The 15,805-nt window shown below is 64.9% G+C and carries 16 protein-coding genes, 1 tRNA gene and 1 pseudogene; 6 read left to right on the forward strand and 12 right to left on the reverse strand.

The genetic code is table 11. The features are described 5' to 3' along the window. The first annotated feature begins 897 nt into the window (after window positions 1-897). The 3 genes from WBP07_RS09720 to WBP07_RS09730 are packed head-to-tail and all read left to right on the forward strand — an operon-like array spanning window position 898 to window position 3,689. Window positions 898-2,349, forward strand: coding sequence for a serine hydrolase domain-containing protein (locus WBP07_RS09720; protein ID WP_395390822.1), 1,452 nt, complete (start codon window positions 898-900; stop codon window positions 2,347-2,349). Window positions 2,350-2,398: 49 nt separating this feature from the next. Then, entirely contained in the window at window positions 2,399-3,160 is a 762-nt protein-coding gene (locus tag WBP07_RS09725) for a competence/damage-inducible protein A (protein ID WP_395390823.1), read from the forward strand. Further along, window positions 3,150-3,689: a chorismate--pyruvate lyase family protein gene (locus tag WBP07_RS09730; RefSeq protein WP_395390824.1), complete on the forward strand. Its 540-nt coding sequence runs from the start codon at window positions 3,150-3,152 to the stop codon at window positions 3,687-3,689. Before WBP07_RS09725 ends, WBP07_RS09730 begins: the two co-directional genes overlap by 11 nt. Before the next feature lies 1 nt (window position 3,690). Here the strand turns inward: WBP07_RS09730 and WBP07_RS09735 are convergent, their stop codons facing one another. The 6 genes from WBP07_RS09735 to WBP07_RS09760 all read right to left on the reverse strand — a co-directional run bounded on the left by WBP07_RS09735 (window position 3,691) and on the right by WBP07_RS09760 (window position 8,920). Next, entirely contained in the window at window positions 3,691-4,539 is an 849-nt protein-coding gene (locus WBP07_RS09735; protein ID WP_395390826.1) for a TauD/TfdA dioxygenase family protein, read from the reverse strand. A gap of 440 nt (window positions 4,540-4,979) precedes the next feature. Continuing rightward, entirely contained in the window at window positions 4,980-5,543 is a 564-nt protein-coding gene (locus WBP07_RS09740) for a hypothetical protein (RefSeq protein ID WP_395390827.1), read from the reverse strand. Window positions 5,544-5,560: 17 nt separating this feature from the next. Then, the gene (locus WBP07_RS09745) at window positions 5,561-6,334 is read right to left on the reverse strand and encodes an SDR family NAD(P)-dependent oxidoreductase (RefSeq protein WP_395390828.1); all 774 of its coding nucleotides are present in this window, start codon (window positions 6,332-6,334) and stop codon (window positions 5,561-5,563) included. A 222-nt stretch (window positions 6,335-6,556) separates the two neighbouring features. Next, complete coding sequence (gene rplA, locus WBP07_RS09750; protein ID WP_395390830.1) at window positions 6,557-7,258, reverse strand: 50S ribosomal protein L1; 702 nt, start codon at window positions 7,256-7,258, stop codon at window positions 6,557-6,559. A gap of 4 nt (window positions 7,259-7,262) precedes the next feature. Beyond that, complete coding sequence (gene rplK, locus WBP07_RS09755) at window positions 7,263-7,694, reverse strand: 50S ribosomal protein L11 (RefSeq protein ID WP_395331488.1); 432 nt, start codon at window positions 7,692-7,694, stop codon at window positions 7,263-7,265. Window positions 7,695-7,876: 182 nt separating this feature from the next. Beyond that, on the reverse strand, window positions 7,877-8,920 hold the full coding sequence (locus tag WBP07_RS09760; RefSeq protein WP_395390832.1) for an acyltransferase family protein: 1,044 nt from the start codon (window positions 8,918-8,920) through the stop codon (window positions 7,877-7,879). Window positions 8,921-9,056: 136 nt separating this feature from the next. On the opposite strand from WBP07_RS09760, the gene WBP07_RS09765 reads away from it, so the two are divergent. Next, complete coding sequence (locus WBP07_RS09765; RefSeq protein WP_395390833.1) at window positions 9,057-9,773, forward strand: GNAT family N-acetyltransferase; 717 nt, start codon at window positions 9,057-9,059, stop codon at window positions 9,771-9,773. Window positions 9,774-9,869: 96 nt separating this feature from the next. Here WBP07_RS09765 and nusG read toward each other — a convergent pair whose 3' ends face one another. From nusG to WBP07_RS09785, 4 genes are all read right to left on the reverse strand, one after another. Beyond that, window positions 9,870-10,406 carry a transcription termination/antitermination protein NusG gene (gene nusG, locus WBP07_RS09770; RefSeq protein ID WP_395390834.1) on the reverse strand — a complete coding sequence of 179 codons (537 nt, stop codon included), beginning with the start codon at window positions 10,404-10,406 and terminating at the stop codon, window positions 9,870-9,872. A gap of 23 nt (window positions 10,407-10,429) precedes the next feature. Then, the gene (gene secE / locus WBP07_RS09775; protein ID WP_395390836.1) at window positions 10,430-10,627 is read right to left on the reverse strand and encodes a preprotein translocase subunit SecE; all 198 of its coding nucleotides are present in this window, start codon (window positions 10,625-10,627) and stop codon (window positions 10,430-10,432) included. 145 nt (window positions 10,628-10,772) lie between these two features. Beyond that, on the reverse strand, window positions 10,773-12,323 hold the full coding sequence (locus tag WBP07_RS09780) for a hypothetical protein (protein WP_395390838.1): 1,551 nt from the start codon (window positions 12,321-12,323) through the stop codon (window positions 10,773-10,775). Window positions 12,324-12,592: 269 nt separating this feature from the next. Next, window positions 12,593-12,668 (reverse strand) — tRNA-Trp (locus tag WBP07_RS09785). Window positions 12,669-12,845: 177 nt separating this feature from the next. On the opposite strand from WBP07_RS09785, the gene aat reads away from it, so the two are divergent. Further along, window positions 12,846-13,646, forward strand: coding sequence for a leucyl/phenylalanyl-tRNA--protein transferase (aat, locus tag WBP07_RS09790; protein ID WP_395390839.1), 801 nt, complete (start codon window positions 12,846-12,848; stop codon window positions 13,644-13,646). A 35-nt stretch (window positions 13,647-13,681) separates the two neighbouring features. Here the strand turns inward: aat and WBP07_RS09795 are convergent. Further along, a pseudogene (locus tag WBP07_RS09795) lies at window positions 13,682-14,230 on the reverse strand (DUF2155 domain-containing protein); the annotation flags it as partial. Continuing rightward, window positions 14,124-14,531 carry an NADH:ubiquinone oxidoreductase subunit NDUFA12 gene (locus tag WBP07_RS09800; protein WP_395390840.1) on the reverse strand — a complete coding sequence of 136 codons (408 nt, stop codon included), beginning with the start codon at window positions 14,529-14,531 and terminating at the stop codon, window positions 14,124-14,126. The gene WBP07_RS09800 and the pseudogene WBP07_RS09795, both read right to left, overlap by 107 nt. A 211-nt stretch (window positions 14,532-14,742) precedes the next feature. Here WBP07_RS09800 and WBP07_RS09805 point away from each other — a divergent pair, with 211 nt between their 5' ends. Next, on the forward strand, window positions 14,743-15,798 hold the full coding sequence (locus WBP07_RS09805) for a hypothetical protein (RefSeq protein WP_395390841.1): 1,056 nt from the start codon (window positions 14,743-14,745) through the stop codon (window positions 15,796-15,798). The last annotated feature ends 7 nt before the right edge of the window (window positions 15,799-15,805 follow it).

The raw sequence follows: 15,805 nt of genomic DNA on the forward strand, positions 1-15,805 counted from the left end.
GTGCGCGAACTGCCCAGGCTGGTTTTGCGCGCGTGGAACTCATGCGCTTGCAGCCCGGTCCACAAAGCGCCACCACCTATAGTCGACGAACGCTTCCCCAAACATTCCGTCGCCCCCGCGAAGGCGGGGGCCCCGCTAATCTTCCGCCACGCACCGCAGAAGGAAGCGGGATCCCCGCCTTCGCGGGGATGACGACTTAGATGGACTGACTGGATGGTCAGCGAACCGTTCGCGCCCCGGGAAACGTCGCCCGCGATCTTTCGGCGCATCCACAGCAGTGGCCAGAATCATTCATTACTCCGTCAAAAGACTGGAGAAATGCAATTCATTCAAACCACTTCAACGCATTTCCGCCACTCTCGCGCCGAATGAGTTGCACGTCTTGCACTTACACTCCAGTTTTTCGCGTTTGCGGAGAATCGGTCCGGCGAGCATATGGAGCAGGCCTTTCAGGCATCCTCTCCCAAAAACTTTCCAAGGGGCTGGTCTTCGGACCGGCCCTTCTTTTTTGTCTCCGCCACACGCAACGCGTGTGCGATGCCATTCCCGCATCCCGAACACCGCGTGCAAGATCGGAGACGGCGAAGGCCTTTCCGCCTCCATTCCCGACGCAGTGGCAGCATGAAAAACCGCCCAGAACCTGGAAAAATGCAAATGCGGCAAACCCCGTTCACGCATTTCCGCCACTTCGCACCTGCGATGTGTTGTATGAAATGCAATTATGGCCGATTTTTTCGCATTTGCAGCAAAGCGTGTCTGGCGGCATAAGGATCGGGCCTTTCAGGCATCCTCTCCCAAAAACTTTCACGGGCTGGTCTTCGGATCGGCCCTTTCTTTTTGCCCCGCTTCCGTGCGGCCCGGCATTGAATTCGCGCGACCAGACGGTAGCGTCGCGCCATGAATCGCACCCTGCTTGCCAGCCTGCTCTCTGCCGGCGCCCTCGTTCTCACCCCCTCCATCGCAGCCGCCCAGACTGCCGCTCCACCGGCTGCCACGTCCGAAGCGAATGCCGCGCTGACGCCGGCGCAGGAAAAGGCCATCGATGAGGCCGTGACCAAGGCGCTGGCACATAGCGGCGTGCCATCGGCGCAAATCGCCGTGGCGCGCGGCGGCCAGATCGTACTGGCCAAGGCATGGGGCAAAGCGGCGGACGGCATGCCCGCCAAGCCTAACCAGCCCTATCAGATCGCATCGAATTCCAAGCAGTTCCTGGGCGCGCTGATTCTCAAGCTGCGCGATCAGGGCAAGCTCTCGCTGGACGACAAGGTTTCCAAGTATCTGACCGGGGTTTCCGGCGGCGACGAGATCACGATCCGCCAGTTGCTGTCTCACACGTCCGGCCTGCGCGACTTCTGGCCACAGGATTACCTCTTCTCGGACATGCGCACGCCGGTGAAGCCGGAACAGATCGTCGCGCGCTGGGCCACGGCCCCGTTGGACTACAAGCCCGGCACGCGCTGGCAGTATTCCAACACCGGCTATGTCGTCGCCGGCCTGATCGCCGAAAAGGCTGGCGGCGCGCCGCTGTGGGCGCAGTTCGAGCGTGAGCTGTTCCAACCGCTCGGCCTGCATCCGCTGAAGCTGGACGACACCAACAAGCCCGGCTTCCCACAAGGCTATCACCGTTACGCGATGGGCCCGGTGGTGACTGCCACGCCGCCCGCGCCGGGCTGGCTCTGGGCGGCAGGCGAAATCTCCATGACCGCATCCGACCTTGCACGCTGGGATATCGCCCGCCTGCACCGCACGCTGTTGTCTGCTGCCGACTGGGACGAGCAGGAAGCACCCACGATCCTCACCGACGGCAGCAATTCCTCCTATGGCCTGGGCGTTTTCACCAAGACCGCTGACGGTCGGCGCATCATCAACCACGGCGGCGAATCGGTTGGATTCCTGTCGCAGAGCACGATCTATCCGGACAGCGATGTCGCCATCGTGGTGCTGACCAATGCGGACTTCGGCGCGGTGACCGGATCGGTCACCACTGCGATCGCCGATATCGTGATGCCGCGCGATCTCCCGCTCGACAGCGGCGAAGCGCCCCGCACCGATGACGCCCGCGCCCAACTGGAGGCGCTGATCGCCGGCAAGTTCGATCCCGCCGCCTTCACCGCCCACGCGCGCGACTATTTCTCGGCGTCCGTCCGCAAGGACTATCGTGAGAGTCTGGCCGCGCTCGGCCCGCTCACCGCGTTCGAGCCTGCGGGCAAGCCGAAGCTGCGCGGCGGCTTCGTGAACCGCACCTTCACTGCGACTTTCGGCAATCGCAAGCTGGCCGTATCGACGTACGCCGATCCCGGCGCGAAGGGGGCGTGGGAGCAGTTCATCGTCATGCCTGCTGAAGATTGACGGTGCGCACGGGTGGCGGTGTCTCTTCGGGTCGGCTAGCCAATGCGGCATGGTCGATTCGTCGCGTATCTACACCGCCGCCCTCGTCGTCATCGGTGACGAGATTCTCTCGGGCCGAACCCACGACAAGAACATTGCCCAGGTCGCCGCCTGGCTGCAGGTGCAGGGCATCCGCCTGAAGGAAGTGCGCGTGGTGGCAGACGATACGCCCGCCATCGTCGAAGCGGTGAACCTGCTGCGCGCGCGCAACGACTATCTGTTCACTACCGGCGGCATCGGCCCGACGCACGACGACATCACCGTGGACGCCATTGCCGAAGCGCTGGGCGTCCCGGTGATCGTCCATCCCGAAGCGCGGGCGATCCTGGAGACCTATTACCAGACGCGCGGCGGCCTTACCGATGCCCGCCTGCGCATGGCCCGCACGCCCGAAGGTGCCAGCCTGATCCCCAACCGCTACACCGGCGCGCCGGGCATCCGCTACGACAACGTCTTCATCATGGCCGGCGTGCCCAGCATCACCGCCGGCATGCTGGACGCCCTCACCGGCACGCTGGACGGCGGCGCGCCGCTGCTGTCGGAAACGGTCGGCTGCTGGGTGGGCGAAAGCGAAGTTGCGGACCTGCTGCGCGAGACGGAGAAGGCCTTCGAAGGCTGCCAGATCGGTTCCTACCCGTTCTGGGGCGAAGGCCGGACCGGCGCCAACTTCGTGATCCGCTCAGTCGATGCCGAGCAACTGGCGGCCTGCACGCGCACCCTTGTCGAAGGGCTGGCGGCGCTGGGCAAGGCGGCCGTGCCGGGTGGGATTTAGCCTCATCTCCCTCGCCCCGATCTTCCTTGCCGGCGCCGCGCCGCAAGAGGCCGAGTTCGAACGCCTGCTGGCCAGCAACGACAGCGCCACTGCCGCGCTGGGCGAATGGTGCGCCACGCACCGCAGCGCCGATGCCCCGGTCGTTACCGCCAAGCCGGTGAAGGGCGAAGACGCCGCCCTCCCCTCCGACGCGCGCGCATTGCTGGAAACCGCGGGCGAGGAACCGCTCGGCTATCGCCATGTCCGCCTTACGTGCGACGGCGTAACGCTGTCCGAAGCGCACAATTGGTTCGTGCCTTCGCGCCTGACCGATGCGATGAACGCAACGTTGGCCTCTACCGACACTCCCTTCGGCAAAGTCGTCGCCCCGCTGCACTTCACGCGCGAGCGGCTCGAATCGCGGCACGGGCGGCTTGAAGGCTGCCCGCCCGGCACGTTCCTGACGCACCGGGCGCTGCTGCGTTTGCCCGACGGGAGGCCGATCAGCCTCGTCGTCGAGTGCTACCAGCGCGAGGCGCTGGAGAAGTAGCTCAGGCTGCGACCGCCTCGGTCCCCGCGATCGAGGTGCGGTGCATCATGCGGCCGGTCGACTTATCGTAGGGGATCGCCCGGTGCATCGCGCCGGTATTGTCCCAGATCACGAAGTCGCCCTTGGTCCACTTGTGCCGTAGCGAGTAGGCCGGCTGCGCGGCCCATTCCTGCAAGCGGATCAGCATGGCGCGGCCGGCGGGCACTTCCATGCCGACGATGTGGTCGGCCGTCGTCCCGATCACCAGCGACTTGCGGCCCGATTCGTGGGTCCACACCAGCGGGTGCTCCTTGACCAGGCCGATGCCCAGCACGCGTTCACGATGCTTTTCGGGGATCGCGTCGGCAATCGGCGAGAGGCTGGCGCGCACCGAATGGACGGCCTTCATGCCCTCCAGATCGCGCTTCTCTTCATCCGACAGGCCTTCGTAAGCAGCATACGTGCTGGCGAATTCGGTCTCGCCGCCCTTGTCCGGAGCGATGCGGCAGGACAGCAGCGTCGCGAAGGGCGGCGGCATGTCCACGGTGATCCCGTCCATGTGCCAGAAGAACGTGCCCAGCACATATTCGGGCTGCGGATTGATCTTCTCGTCCAGCGTCACCTGATAGACGTCGGCATCGTTGCTCTGCACATTGTTACGCGCGGTCAGCCGCACCTTTTCGCCCATCAGGCCGGTGATCGTCAGCTGTTCTTCATCGGTCAGGTTCGCCTCGGGGAAGACCACGACGGTGCGTTCCTCGACCTTGGCGCGGATTGCCCTGGCCGCTTCGGGCGTGAAGATGTCGGCGCGGTCGTCCCAGACCACGCGCGAGCCGATGTGTTCCTTGATGTCTTCAAAGCGGATAGCCATCTGGCCGCCTCTCCCGTTTCGTTATGCTGAACACATGTACAGCGCAGTGTGCAACTTGGCAATCGCACAAGGGATGAGTCGTGGCGCCAGACGATTTTCATCGATGCCGCCATCCCGCTCATGCCCCCGAGATAGGCCGCAGGAGATTGCATCGGACTTCGGCGAGCTGCTCGCCAACCGGAGCTTGGGAAACGCAATGATGGGGGACGCCCACAAGGCGACACACAGGTTGACACGGTTGACACTGTTCCGAGCCTGAAAGGCGCCACCGCGTTTCCAGACGGCGCCGCGCGTTCGGAGGGCCGCATTTCGGCGCACAAATCCGACGATTTCAAAGAGCCTCACTGCCGCCCAGAATGACGGAACCCGGCTCTGTAGGAAACCTCACGGCCGCTTCCCATCCGGCCCGTGGCAGAGCGTCCCAATCGGAATGTAACGGATCAGCCGAAGCCGATCGTCCTTCCAGAGATAATGCTGATGCCCTCCCGATCCGAGTTCTCGTTCGCAGAGCCCACCAGGACCAGCAGATTGCTGTTGCGCCGGTAATGGAGCGCTGCGTAGTCCCGATCGCCGATATCGGCCCAAAGCCGCGATGCTTCCAGCATTTCCGCCGGAAAATGCACCTTGCCGCTGCGCTGATCGATGAACGCGATGCAGGCGGTTCGCGTGCCGCAGCCCGCCGACGAGATGGTGTAATGGCCCGCGAAGTTCGCGCCGGCCGCTGCATCGGATGAAATGACCGTCCGATAGAGATGCGCGCGCCCCGCCCTCACATCCGGCGGAGTGCGCATGTAGACAGGCACCGACACTGGGTGGGTTTTGAACGCGTTCTCTGAAAACAGATGCTCGAATGGAGCGGTGCAGGCCGGGAAAAGATCCGCCGCTTCCGCGGCTCCGGCGGTCGCCAAGGTCGCGACGGACAACAGCAGGGTCAACGCCGAATGCAATGCCGCCTCCTCACCCAATGGAGTGAAGATAAAGGACCGTTCGGTCCCGGACGGCAAGGCAATCCGGCAATCCGTCAGATGCCCGCCGCCATGCCCCCAGTCACGCGCAGGGTCTCCCCGGTGATGAAACGCGCGCGCGGGGATGAAAGGAACAGCATGGCCTCCACGATGTCCGCCTCTTCCCCGAAGGCATCCATGTACTGCATCGCCTTCACGCGTACCTTGGTTGCCTCCGGCAATTCGCTGCGGATCGTGTCGGTCAGGATCAGCCCCGGCGAGATCGCGTTCACACGGATGCCGTCGGGGGCCAGTTCGCGCGCGAACGTGATCGTCAGGCCGGCGACCGCCAGCTTGGAGGTCCCGTAGGCCGTTCCGCCCATATGCGCGGCAGAGGAGGATATGTTGACGATGCTGGCATTCCTGCGGCCCGCCATGAAGGGCCTGGCGGCAAGCGTCGCGATGACGGTGCCTATCACATTGACTTCGAACAGGCGGCGAACCTTGGGGACGCCCATCGTGGCGATCGGTTGACTGTATTCGTCACTGTGGAGGCCGGCATTGTTGATCAGCAGGTCGATCCCGCCATGGGCAGCAGCGACTTCGGCCATGATCGCAGCCATCCGCGCTTCGTCGGCAACGTCGCCGGCGTAACCGGTCGCTGCGCCGCCCGCATCCCGGATCCCCGCCGCGGCAGCCTCCGCTTCGGGACCATCGCGATCGATCAGCACCGCATGGGCGCCCTGTGCCGCCAGCGCCTCACCGAAAGACTTCCCGAAACCCCGGCCACCTCCGGTGATGACCGCAACCGAGCCAGCTCTCTCCCCCGCTGATGCAGCCGATCCGTTCATTTCAATGTCCTCCATCGTAGCGACGAAGGATTTAAGAGCGCGCGCCCCGGAACGCCAAGCGCGGGCACGATGTCTGGCCGGGCCGCCACACGAGTGCACCGGCACAGAAAAAGGGCCGGAGGTTTCCCCCCGGCCCTTCTATCCGTTTCGCTGGACCTGAAATCAGGCGCCGGCGATATCGCCAACCGGTGCTTAGCCGCCGGCGATGTCGCCAACCGGTGCTTAGGCGCCGGCGATGTCGGTCGTGTCGATCTTCAGGCCGGGGCCCATCGACGACGACAGCGAGATCTTGCGAACGTACTTGCCCTTCGAGCCCGAGGGCTTGGCCTTGACGATCGCATCGACGAACGCGCTGAAGTTGGTCAGCAGGTCGGCGTCCGAGAACGACATCTTGCCGATACCGGCGTGGATGATGCCCTGCTTCTCAACGCGGAACTCGATCTGGCCGCCCTTGGCGTCCTTCACGGCCTGCGTGACGTTCGGGGTCACGGTGCCGAGCTTCGGGTTCGGCATCAGGCCCTTCGGACCCAGCAGCTTACCGAGACGGCCGACGACGCCCATCATGTCCGGGGTGGCAATGACGCGGTCGTAGTCGAGGTTGCCGGCCTGCATGTCGTCCATGAGGTCTTCCGCACCAACCTTGTCGGCGCCGGCGGCGAGAGCTTCCGCAGCCTTGTCGCCCTTGGCGAACACGGCGACGCGAACGGTCTTGCCGGTGCCGGCCGGAAGCGAAACCATGCCGCGAACCATCTGGTCGGCGTGACGCGGGTCAACGCCCAGGTTCATCGCGACTTCGACGGTTTCGTCGAACTTGGTGGTCTTCAGGTCGCGCAGCGTCTGCAGCGCGTCAGCGACGGGGTAGTGCTTCAGGTTATCGCCGAGCTTTTCGGTCAGCGACTTCTGCTTCTTGGTCACCTTGGCCATGGAATCAGCCCTCCACCACTTGCAGGCCCATCGCGCGGGCCGAACCTTCGATGATCTTGGTGGCGGCATCAATGTCGTTGGCATTGAGGTCGGCCATCTTGACCTGGGCGATCTCGGCAAGCTGCGAACGCTTGACGGTACCGGCGCTGATCTTGCCCGGCTCCTTCGAGCCCGACTTCAGGTTCACGGCCTTCTTGATGAGGAAGGTCGCCGGGGGCGTCTTGGTGACGAACGTGAAGCTGCGATCCGCATACACCGTGATGATGGTGGGGATCGGCATGCCCTTTTCGAGCTCCTGCGTGGCGGCATTGAACGCCTTGCAGAATTCCATGATGTTCACGCCGCGCTGACCCAGCGCAGGGCCGATCGGCGGGGACGGCGTGGCGCTGCCGGCCTTGACCTGCAGCTTGATGTAACCTTCGATCTTCTTGGCCATGTGGCCACTCCTTCACACTTTCGCACCTGCCGGGCAGATGCTCATGTTTAGCGGTTTTACGGACGCCGAGGCATCCTCCCGCAGGGAATCGGTCGGCACGAGGCCGCTCCGAAGGGCGCGCCCCTAAACGAAATCGGGAGAAAAGAAAAGGGCGGATTAGGGTTCCGCCGCCTGAAACCGTTTTAGGCCGCGCGTGGGGCCCGCAGCGTCTCCGCCCGCCTTTGCCATGCCGCGCGGATGGCCCGGCGGGCCGGGGTTTCGAGATAGCGGAACGAAAGGTCCGATACCAGCAGCACCAGCACGCCGAAACCCAGAGTTACGGCGAACCACGTGCCGATCCCGCCCGGGATCGGGCTATATTGCGTGTCCAGCACGCGCAGGATCGGCCAGTGAACGAGGTAGATCGCATAGGAGCGATCGCCCAGCCAGCGCATCGGCGCGGACCCCATGAACTTCAGCCGCAGCGCCAGCAGCAACAGGGCCGGCCAGGCAAGCAGGCTCAGCGGCAGCAGCGAACTTACGCGGCCCATATCCAGCGCGATGCCGATGGCCATCAGGCAGACCAGCAGCCCGCTGGGCGCATGGCGTAATCGCGCCCGCGCATGCCAGAGCACTTGCCCCAGGAAAAAGCCCAGCAGCCCGCGCGGAAGGTTATCACCCACCCAGGGGCCGCCGGCCCTGCCCTGCACCGCGAAATGCAGCAGCGCGCCCAGGATCGCCAACACCGTCACCCGCTGCAACATGCGCCTGCCGCCGACCGCACCCAACGCGAAGAGGACGTAGCACAGGCACTCGATCGAGATGGACCAACTCGGCCCGTTGAAGCTGCGACCCACCGCTCCGACGAAGCCCTGCAGCATGAACAGGTTGGCCATGAAGGCCAGCGGCGTGTTGTCGGGATTGCCCAGAAACGCCACCGCGCAAACCAGCAGCATGACAAGATGCAGCGGATAGAGCCGCGCCGCGCGCGCCACCGCAAAGCCGCCCAGCGCCCCGCGCTTGAGGACATAGCCTTGCCCGGGCCCGCGCTCGACCAGGTAGACGTGCGCGAAGATGTAGCCGGAGATCAGGAAGAACAGGTCCACCAGCGTCCAGCCCCAGTGCTGGAACCAGCGCAGCAGGCCCGGCAGCGCCTCGTTCACGTCGGCCGCGAACAGCGCTTGCGGGTGGTAGAGCAGCGCCACGCCGCAGGCGGCGAGACCGCGCAGTCCGTCGAGGCGCGTCAAGCGTCCGCCCGGCCCTGTCGCCTCTCCTTTCAATGTCGCGAAAATCCCCATCGCCGCGAAGTGTTACGCAGGCACAGTTAAAATGCCGATAATTGCATCTTCACGCGGGTTGCCGCGCTCGCCATACCGCGCGGCCATGGACAATACAGAACTCGACCACCTGATCTGGACCGCCCTTACCGGAGAACAGGCCCACTTCGCGCTGGGCAGCGACATCGGCAGCGGAGGCGCGCGCCGCTTTCATCCGGAGATCGGCCCGCTGGCCGCCATTCGCGACTTTTCGGCCGAAAGCCGGTCGGACTTTGCCGCCCTCGCCCGCGAGCACGGACCGCTGGCCCTGATGCAGCCGGGCGAGCCGGTGGAGATGCCCGGGATCGACCTCGTGAAGTCTGCCTTGGGCGTACAGATGATCTTCGCCGGAGAGGCCGCCGCGCGCGACGCCATTGCCGAGGCGGCGCAGGATCCGCGCATCGTCGCGCTGACGGCGCAGGACCATGCCGAGATGCTGGAACTCGCCACGCTGACCCAGCCCGGCCCGTTCGGTACGCGCACCGGGGAACTGGGCGATTTCTGGGGAATCAAGGAAGACGGCCGCCTGCTCGCCATGGCGGGGCAGCGCACGCGCACCGGCACCTTCATCGAGGTCAGCGCCGTCTGCGCCCACCCCGATGCGCGCGGACGCGGCCTTGCCGGGCTGCTTTCGCGCCGGGTGGCCGCAGCCGTGCTCGACGGCGGTCGCACCCCGATCCTGCATTCCTATGCCGATAACGAGGCCGCGCTGTCGCTCTATCGCAAGCTGGGCTTCGTGGAGCGCGCAAGGGTCGGCCTGACGATCTACGCCCCGCGGGGCTGATCCAAACCGCATTGCCAGCACGAAAAAGGGGCGCCTTCCACTCGGGAAGGCGCCCCTTTTTGTACCGACTGCTCCGCCGAAGCGAAGCGGCCTGGCTTACTTGCTGAGTTCGACGTGCTCGAAATCGAGGTCGACCGGCGTGGCGCGGCCGAAGATCGAAACCGAAACCTTGACGCGGTTCTTGTCGAAATCGAGTTCCTCGACAATGCCGTTGAAGCTGGCGAACGGGCCGTCCAGCACCTTGACCGAATCGCCGATCTCGTAATCGACGCTGACCTGCTTGCGCGGGGCGGCGGCGGCGGCTTCGGCGGCGCCGAAGTAGCGGGCAGCCTCGTTCTCGCTGATCGCCTGCGGCTTGCCGTTGTTACCCAGGAAGCCGGTGACCTTCGGGGTGTTCTTGACGAGGTGGTAGACGTCGTCGTTCAGGGTCAGCTTGGCCAGCACGTAACCGGGCATGGTCTTGCGCTCGACCTGGACCTTCTTGCCGCGCTTGACCTCGGTGATGGTCTCATGCGGGACCTGCACGTCCTCGACAAGCTGCGAGAGGCCGATACGTTCGGCTTCGGCGAGGATAGCTTCCTTCACCTTGTTCTCGAAGCCGGAATAGGCGTGGATGATGTACCAGCGGGCCATGGTTCTCTCTTCGTTGTCTGGTTTCAGCCGATCAGCGACAGGAGCGAGCTGACGATCCAGCCGAACAGTGCGTCGATGCCCAGGAAGAAGACCGCGAGAAGCACGGTCATCAGGCCGACGAATATCGCGGTCGTCACCGTTTCCTGGCGCGACGGCCAGTGAATCTTGGAGGCTTCGGTGCGCACCTGGCGGAAGAATTCGCCGGGAGTGGTCTTGGCCATGTCAGTCGTACTCGCGTCTCTGCCTGGTGCCCGAAAGGCGTTCCGGGCGGGAAAAAGTCTTGTGGCTTCCGCCTAGGGCTCATCGCCGCCCCGGCCGGGGCCGGGAGGGGCAGATGAAATCCGTATGTCGGAAGGAAAGCGCGACTTAGCGTCCGTCGTCCTGATTTGCAAGGTCTGCCGGATCGGCAAGACGCGCAAGGAACGAGTTGGAGCTAGAATAGAGCACGCGCGCGCCATCGGGCAGCGCCACCGGCTTGATCGTGCCGATGTACCAAAGATAATCGGCATGGCGTGCCGGCGGGAAGGTGCGCAGATCGATGTGCTGCTGCGGCGCGTAGATAATCCGCTGCGAGGGATCGGCGAAGCGGTACGAAAGGTCACGCATCGACAGCATGTGCACGTCGGGCAGCGCGAAGTTCGAATTCTCCATCGCGCTGCGGCGAACCACCGCATAGGACCCGAAATGCTCGAACGGGCCGAAGCGCCACTGGCTGCGCGGGATCGCCACGGCGGTGGCGACACGGGCGCCTTCGGGCACCTTGTCCAGCGCGGCGATCAGTTCGCGCGCGGTCTGCGCGTCCTGATACCAGACCACCGTGGTCACCAGCGTACGCGCCACGAACAGCGCGGTCGCCCCCCGCACCGCCCAGCGCGGCAGGCTCCAGTCGATCGAGAGGCACGCGACCATCAGCGCCATGGTGGACAGGCGATAGTCGGCATAGTCGCCGCCGAAGATCTGGCGCGGCACGATCAGCGTCAGCACGAACAGGATCAGCGCCGCCCAACCGAAGCGCCCGTCGATCTTGCGCAGTGCCAGCGCCCCGCCCAGCACGCCCAGCACGATCCACAGGCTGGCGATATCGAACGTGTAGTCGAAGCTGCGCATCGACTTGTAGAGGATGCTCCACTTGTAATCGAGCACCCAGCGTCCGTAGGAAACCTTGGAATTGCTGCCCATGCCCATCAGCATCGGCAGCAGCGGGAAGATCAGCGGCCACGGCTTCAGGAACGGGCGCCAGTCGCGCCAGCTTTTCCGGTGGGCCCATTCGTAGCCGAAGATCAGCACGCCCATCACGCCCCAGCCGGAAACGTGGCTGAGCCAGACCACGAAGCTGGCCGGCACCATCACCGCCCAGCGCCACGGCTTGCCTTCCAGCTTCACCCAGGCCGCGAACACGAACAGCGCCAGTGCCACCGAAAGCGACCAGTTGACGAAGCCCATCAGCAGCGAGGGCGACCAGATCATCGCCAGCGAGAGAATCGGCCCCACGCCCATCTTGCGGCCGAGCGAACGGCACAGCGCGTGGACGGACAGCACCGAAAGGAACGGGATCAGCGCGACGATGATGCGCCCGGCCTGTTCCAATCCGAAGATCGGCGTCAGCGGCACCATCAGCAGTTCGACGCCGAGGTTTCCGGTCCATTCCCAATTAAAGCGGAAATAGCGCGTCAGATAGGGATCCTGCCCGTGATCGAGCGCGACCTTGTACCCCGCCAGGTGCGAGGGATAGTCGGTCATCTGCGGCGCCCAGGCGACCAGCACGGGCAAAGCCGCCAGCACGGCCATGGCAAGCGCGAACATAAGTCCGCGATCCATCGCCGGCAGGCGGAAGCGGCTGATGGCCGCCTTGAACAGGTCCTGAGTCTGCGGTTGCGCGGTACCGTGCATCTGCGGCGTATTCTTTCCCGACTTCAAGCCAGTCTGGTGCCCAACGGGGCGGGGAGAATCAAATTCTCAACGAGCCTTCCGAATCGCCAGACGCGGCCCCTCCAGAGCGCGCCTAACCGCAATCGCGGTATTGGCAAAGCGAATCACGGTATCGCGGCTTGCGGCTTATCGCAATTGCGAAGGCAGGCAGCCTGCTTGCGAGCGGGCCCTGCAATGGCGCGCGAATCGCTTCACCCTGAACGCGCAAAGGCCCCGGAGATGTCCGGGGCCTTTGTTATTCCAGCGAAGGAAGATGCTGGCAGGAGTGGAGGGACTCGAACCCACGGCCCTCGGTTTTGGAGACCGATGCTCTACCAACTGAGCTACACTCCTGCGGGCGGGCTGGCCTCTAGACACTGTTCCGCAGGATGACAAGGGGATTACGGCAGATACTGCAGAACTTAATCCACAGGCATATATCCGACTTGCATTTCAGCCGCCGGAAGAGGCACGCTGAAGCCCTGCCCCTTCAACCAGACCAGACACGTGCACGCCCCCAGTTCCACACGCATGATCGAGCCGGAGCTTCTGATGCTCGCCTACCGCAGCGGGATCTTCCCGATGGCGGACAGCCGCGACGATCCGGAAATCTTCTGGATAGAACCGCGCCTGCGGGCGATTCTTCCGCTCGGCGGTTTCCACCTTTCGCACTCGCTGGCACGCACGCTGCGGCGCGGCCGCTTCACGGTTACCTGCAACACCGCCTTTTCGGAGGTGATGGAAGCCTGCGCCGCCCCGCGCATGGTGCGGCCGGGCAGCGACGACGAATCGGGCAGCTGGATCAGCCACCGCATCCAGGCCAGTTACGAGAACCTGCACTTCATGGGCCAGGCCCACTCGATCGAGGTCTGGCGCGAGGAGGACGGCACGCGAAAACTGGTCGGCGGGCTCTACGGCGTGGGGTTCGACCGGGTGTTCTGCGGCGAGAGCATGTTCTCGCGAGAGACCGATGCATCGAAAGTGGCGTTGGCGTGGCTGGTGGCGGCGCTGCGGCTTGGCGGCGCGACTTTGCTGGACTGCCAGTTCATGACACCGCACCTCGCCTCGCTGGGCGCGGTGGAAATGCCGCAGAAGCGCTATCTGGCGCTGCTGCAGCAGGCTCAGTCGGCAGTAGTGCCCGAAGGCGAAGGCGTTGCGGAAGGAGAGGCACTGACCGTTGCGGCCGGTGCTGCCGATTCGGACGGTTCCGGCGAGGCGGCCGTGCTTGGCTTGCCCGATGCCTTCGCAGCGCTGGTGGAGCTTGCCGCCGAGGCCGGCAGCGCTTCCTCACCCGGGAAAGTCATCGCGCAGCTCTTGACCCAGACGTCATAGACCGGGTGCTGCACCGTGTTCAGCGCGGGCGAATTCTTGAACAGCCAACCCGAGAAGACCTTGTGCCAGGCCAGCTTCTCGTTCGCGGTGGCGCGTTCTTCCACGAAGACCTGCACGAAGGCGCCCTCTTCCTGAGGACGCTCCCACGGCAGCGACTTCTCGCACGTGGCGACCTTGACCACCAGGTTGCCCAGGCGCTTGGCCTCACCCGGCTTCATCACCAGGTCCTGCGTCAGGTTGTTGCGTTTGTTGAGAACGCCCAGCGTGACCACGCGGTCCTTGTTGGGCGTGCCCAGCTGCTGGCCCTGCGCCGCCTGGGCCGGGCCAGCCTGCATGCCGGCAATGGCATCGGGGATCGAAGTGTCCTGCACTTCGGGCGCCGGCTCACCCTTGCCGCAGGCGGCGAGCGCCAGCGATGAGGCCAGAACCGGAACGAAAGCGAAAGTCCGCTTCACAGGCCCGATACCCCTTGCCTGCTCAGGCTTCGGGGGACCAGGCTTCGTAATCGCCGGTGGCAGGTGCACGCACGCCGCCCCGTTCCAGCGCGCCCTGCGGGCGATAAGCCGAAACGGTGCCGGTGGCATTGGGGGTGTAGTCCACTTCCCAGATGCGCGGCGGCGGCAGGTGGCTTTCGGGAACGCCGTCATAGCTGTGGTGCAGCCAGCCGTGCCATTCGGCGGGGACGTTGCTGGCATCGTTGGCGGCCGCATAGATCACCCAGCGACGTTCGTACCCCTCGGTCGTCCGCACTTTGGCGGACTTCGAGCGATAGTACTTGTTGCCCTGCGCGTCGGTGCCGACATGCTCGCCATTGCGCGAGCTCCAGAGCGAGGTGCCAATGGTGGCGCCGTCCCACCAGGTGAAGATCTTGGACAGGATTCCCATGGGCTGCGCGTTAGCGCCGTTCCGCGCCGATGCCAAGCATGTTCCCGCGCGAAAACGACAGTTCCGGGGGGTATCGTCCAGGCCCTCCTCTCCGTTTCCGAGCCATCTCCCTCTGCCCCGCTCTGGACAGGCCACCCCGGCAGGATCACCCTGCAATGCGGGAGAGAAGCCTGAAGGCGCTGGTTTGGCAACGACCCGGAGGAGGGGTTTCATGCGCAAGCAGGCTTTCGCGCGACTTGCATTTGTCGCTTTGGTTCAGTTCGCTTTTTCAACCGCCCCGCTGTCAAACGCACAAGCCGCAGGCAGGCTTGCCAAGCTGCCCGCACTGGGGGTGGACGCGAATCACGTCACGGTATCCGGCCTGTCCTCGGGCGGGTTCATGGCGGCGCAGTTCTCGGTGATTCATTCGTCCACGGTCACCGGCGTCGGCATTGTCGCCGGCGGGCCTTACGGCTGCGGGCTGATGGGGCTGACCGTCGTCTCTGCCTGCATGACCGGCACGCCGTCCGGCGCCGGGGCCAGGCTGGCCGCGCAGATGAACGAGATGAGTGGGCTGATAGACCCCCTGGCCCATGTGAAGGGCCAGCGCGTCTATCTGTTCCGCGGCGCGGCAGACACGGTGGTCGGCCAGGGCGCGCTCGATGCGCTGCGCGACTTCTATGCGGCGGTCGGCGTGCCGGCGGCGAATCTCCAGTACCTGCAGAACTTTCCGGCAGAGCACGCCTTCCTCTCGCTTACCGCCAAATCCGACTGCGCGCGGCTCGGCAGTCCCTATGTCAACCATTGTGGGGCGGACGGCACGGTCGGCGGCCTGCCCCGCTACGACCAGCCCGGCGCGATTCTGACCAAAGTGATCGGCGGCGATGTCACCCCGCCGGCCGCCACGCTTTCCAGTGCACCGCAGGCCTTCTCGCAATCGCCCTACCTCTCGGCGATGAGTTCGATGGCGACGACCGGCTACGTCTATGTTCCCAAGCCATGCAGTCAGCCAGGCGCCAATTGCCGCATCCACGTGGTCTTCCACGGCTGCGGACAGGCGGCGGCCTATGCCGGGGACGCGGTCTACGGGAAGCTTGGCTACAATGCCTGGGCGGACAGCAACCGCATCGTGGTGCTCTATCCGCAGGTCGAAAAAAGCCCGCTTTCGGGCAATCCGATGGGTTGCTGGGACTGGTGGGGCTATACCGGCCCCTTTGCCACGCGGTACGGCCCGCAAACGCAATCGGTGCAGGCGATGATCGACCGGCTTGCCGAAACCGGCAACTAGGACAAGC

It is taken from the genome of Novosphingobium oxfordense (assembly GCF_044029435.1).
Lineage (GTDB): Bacteria > Pseudomonadota > Alphaproteobacteria > Sphingomonadales > Sphingomonadaceae > Novosphingobium.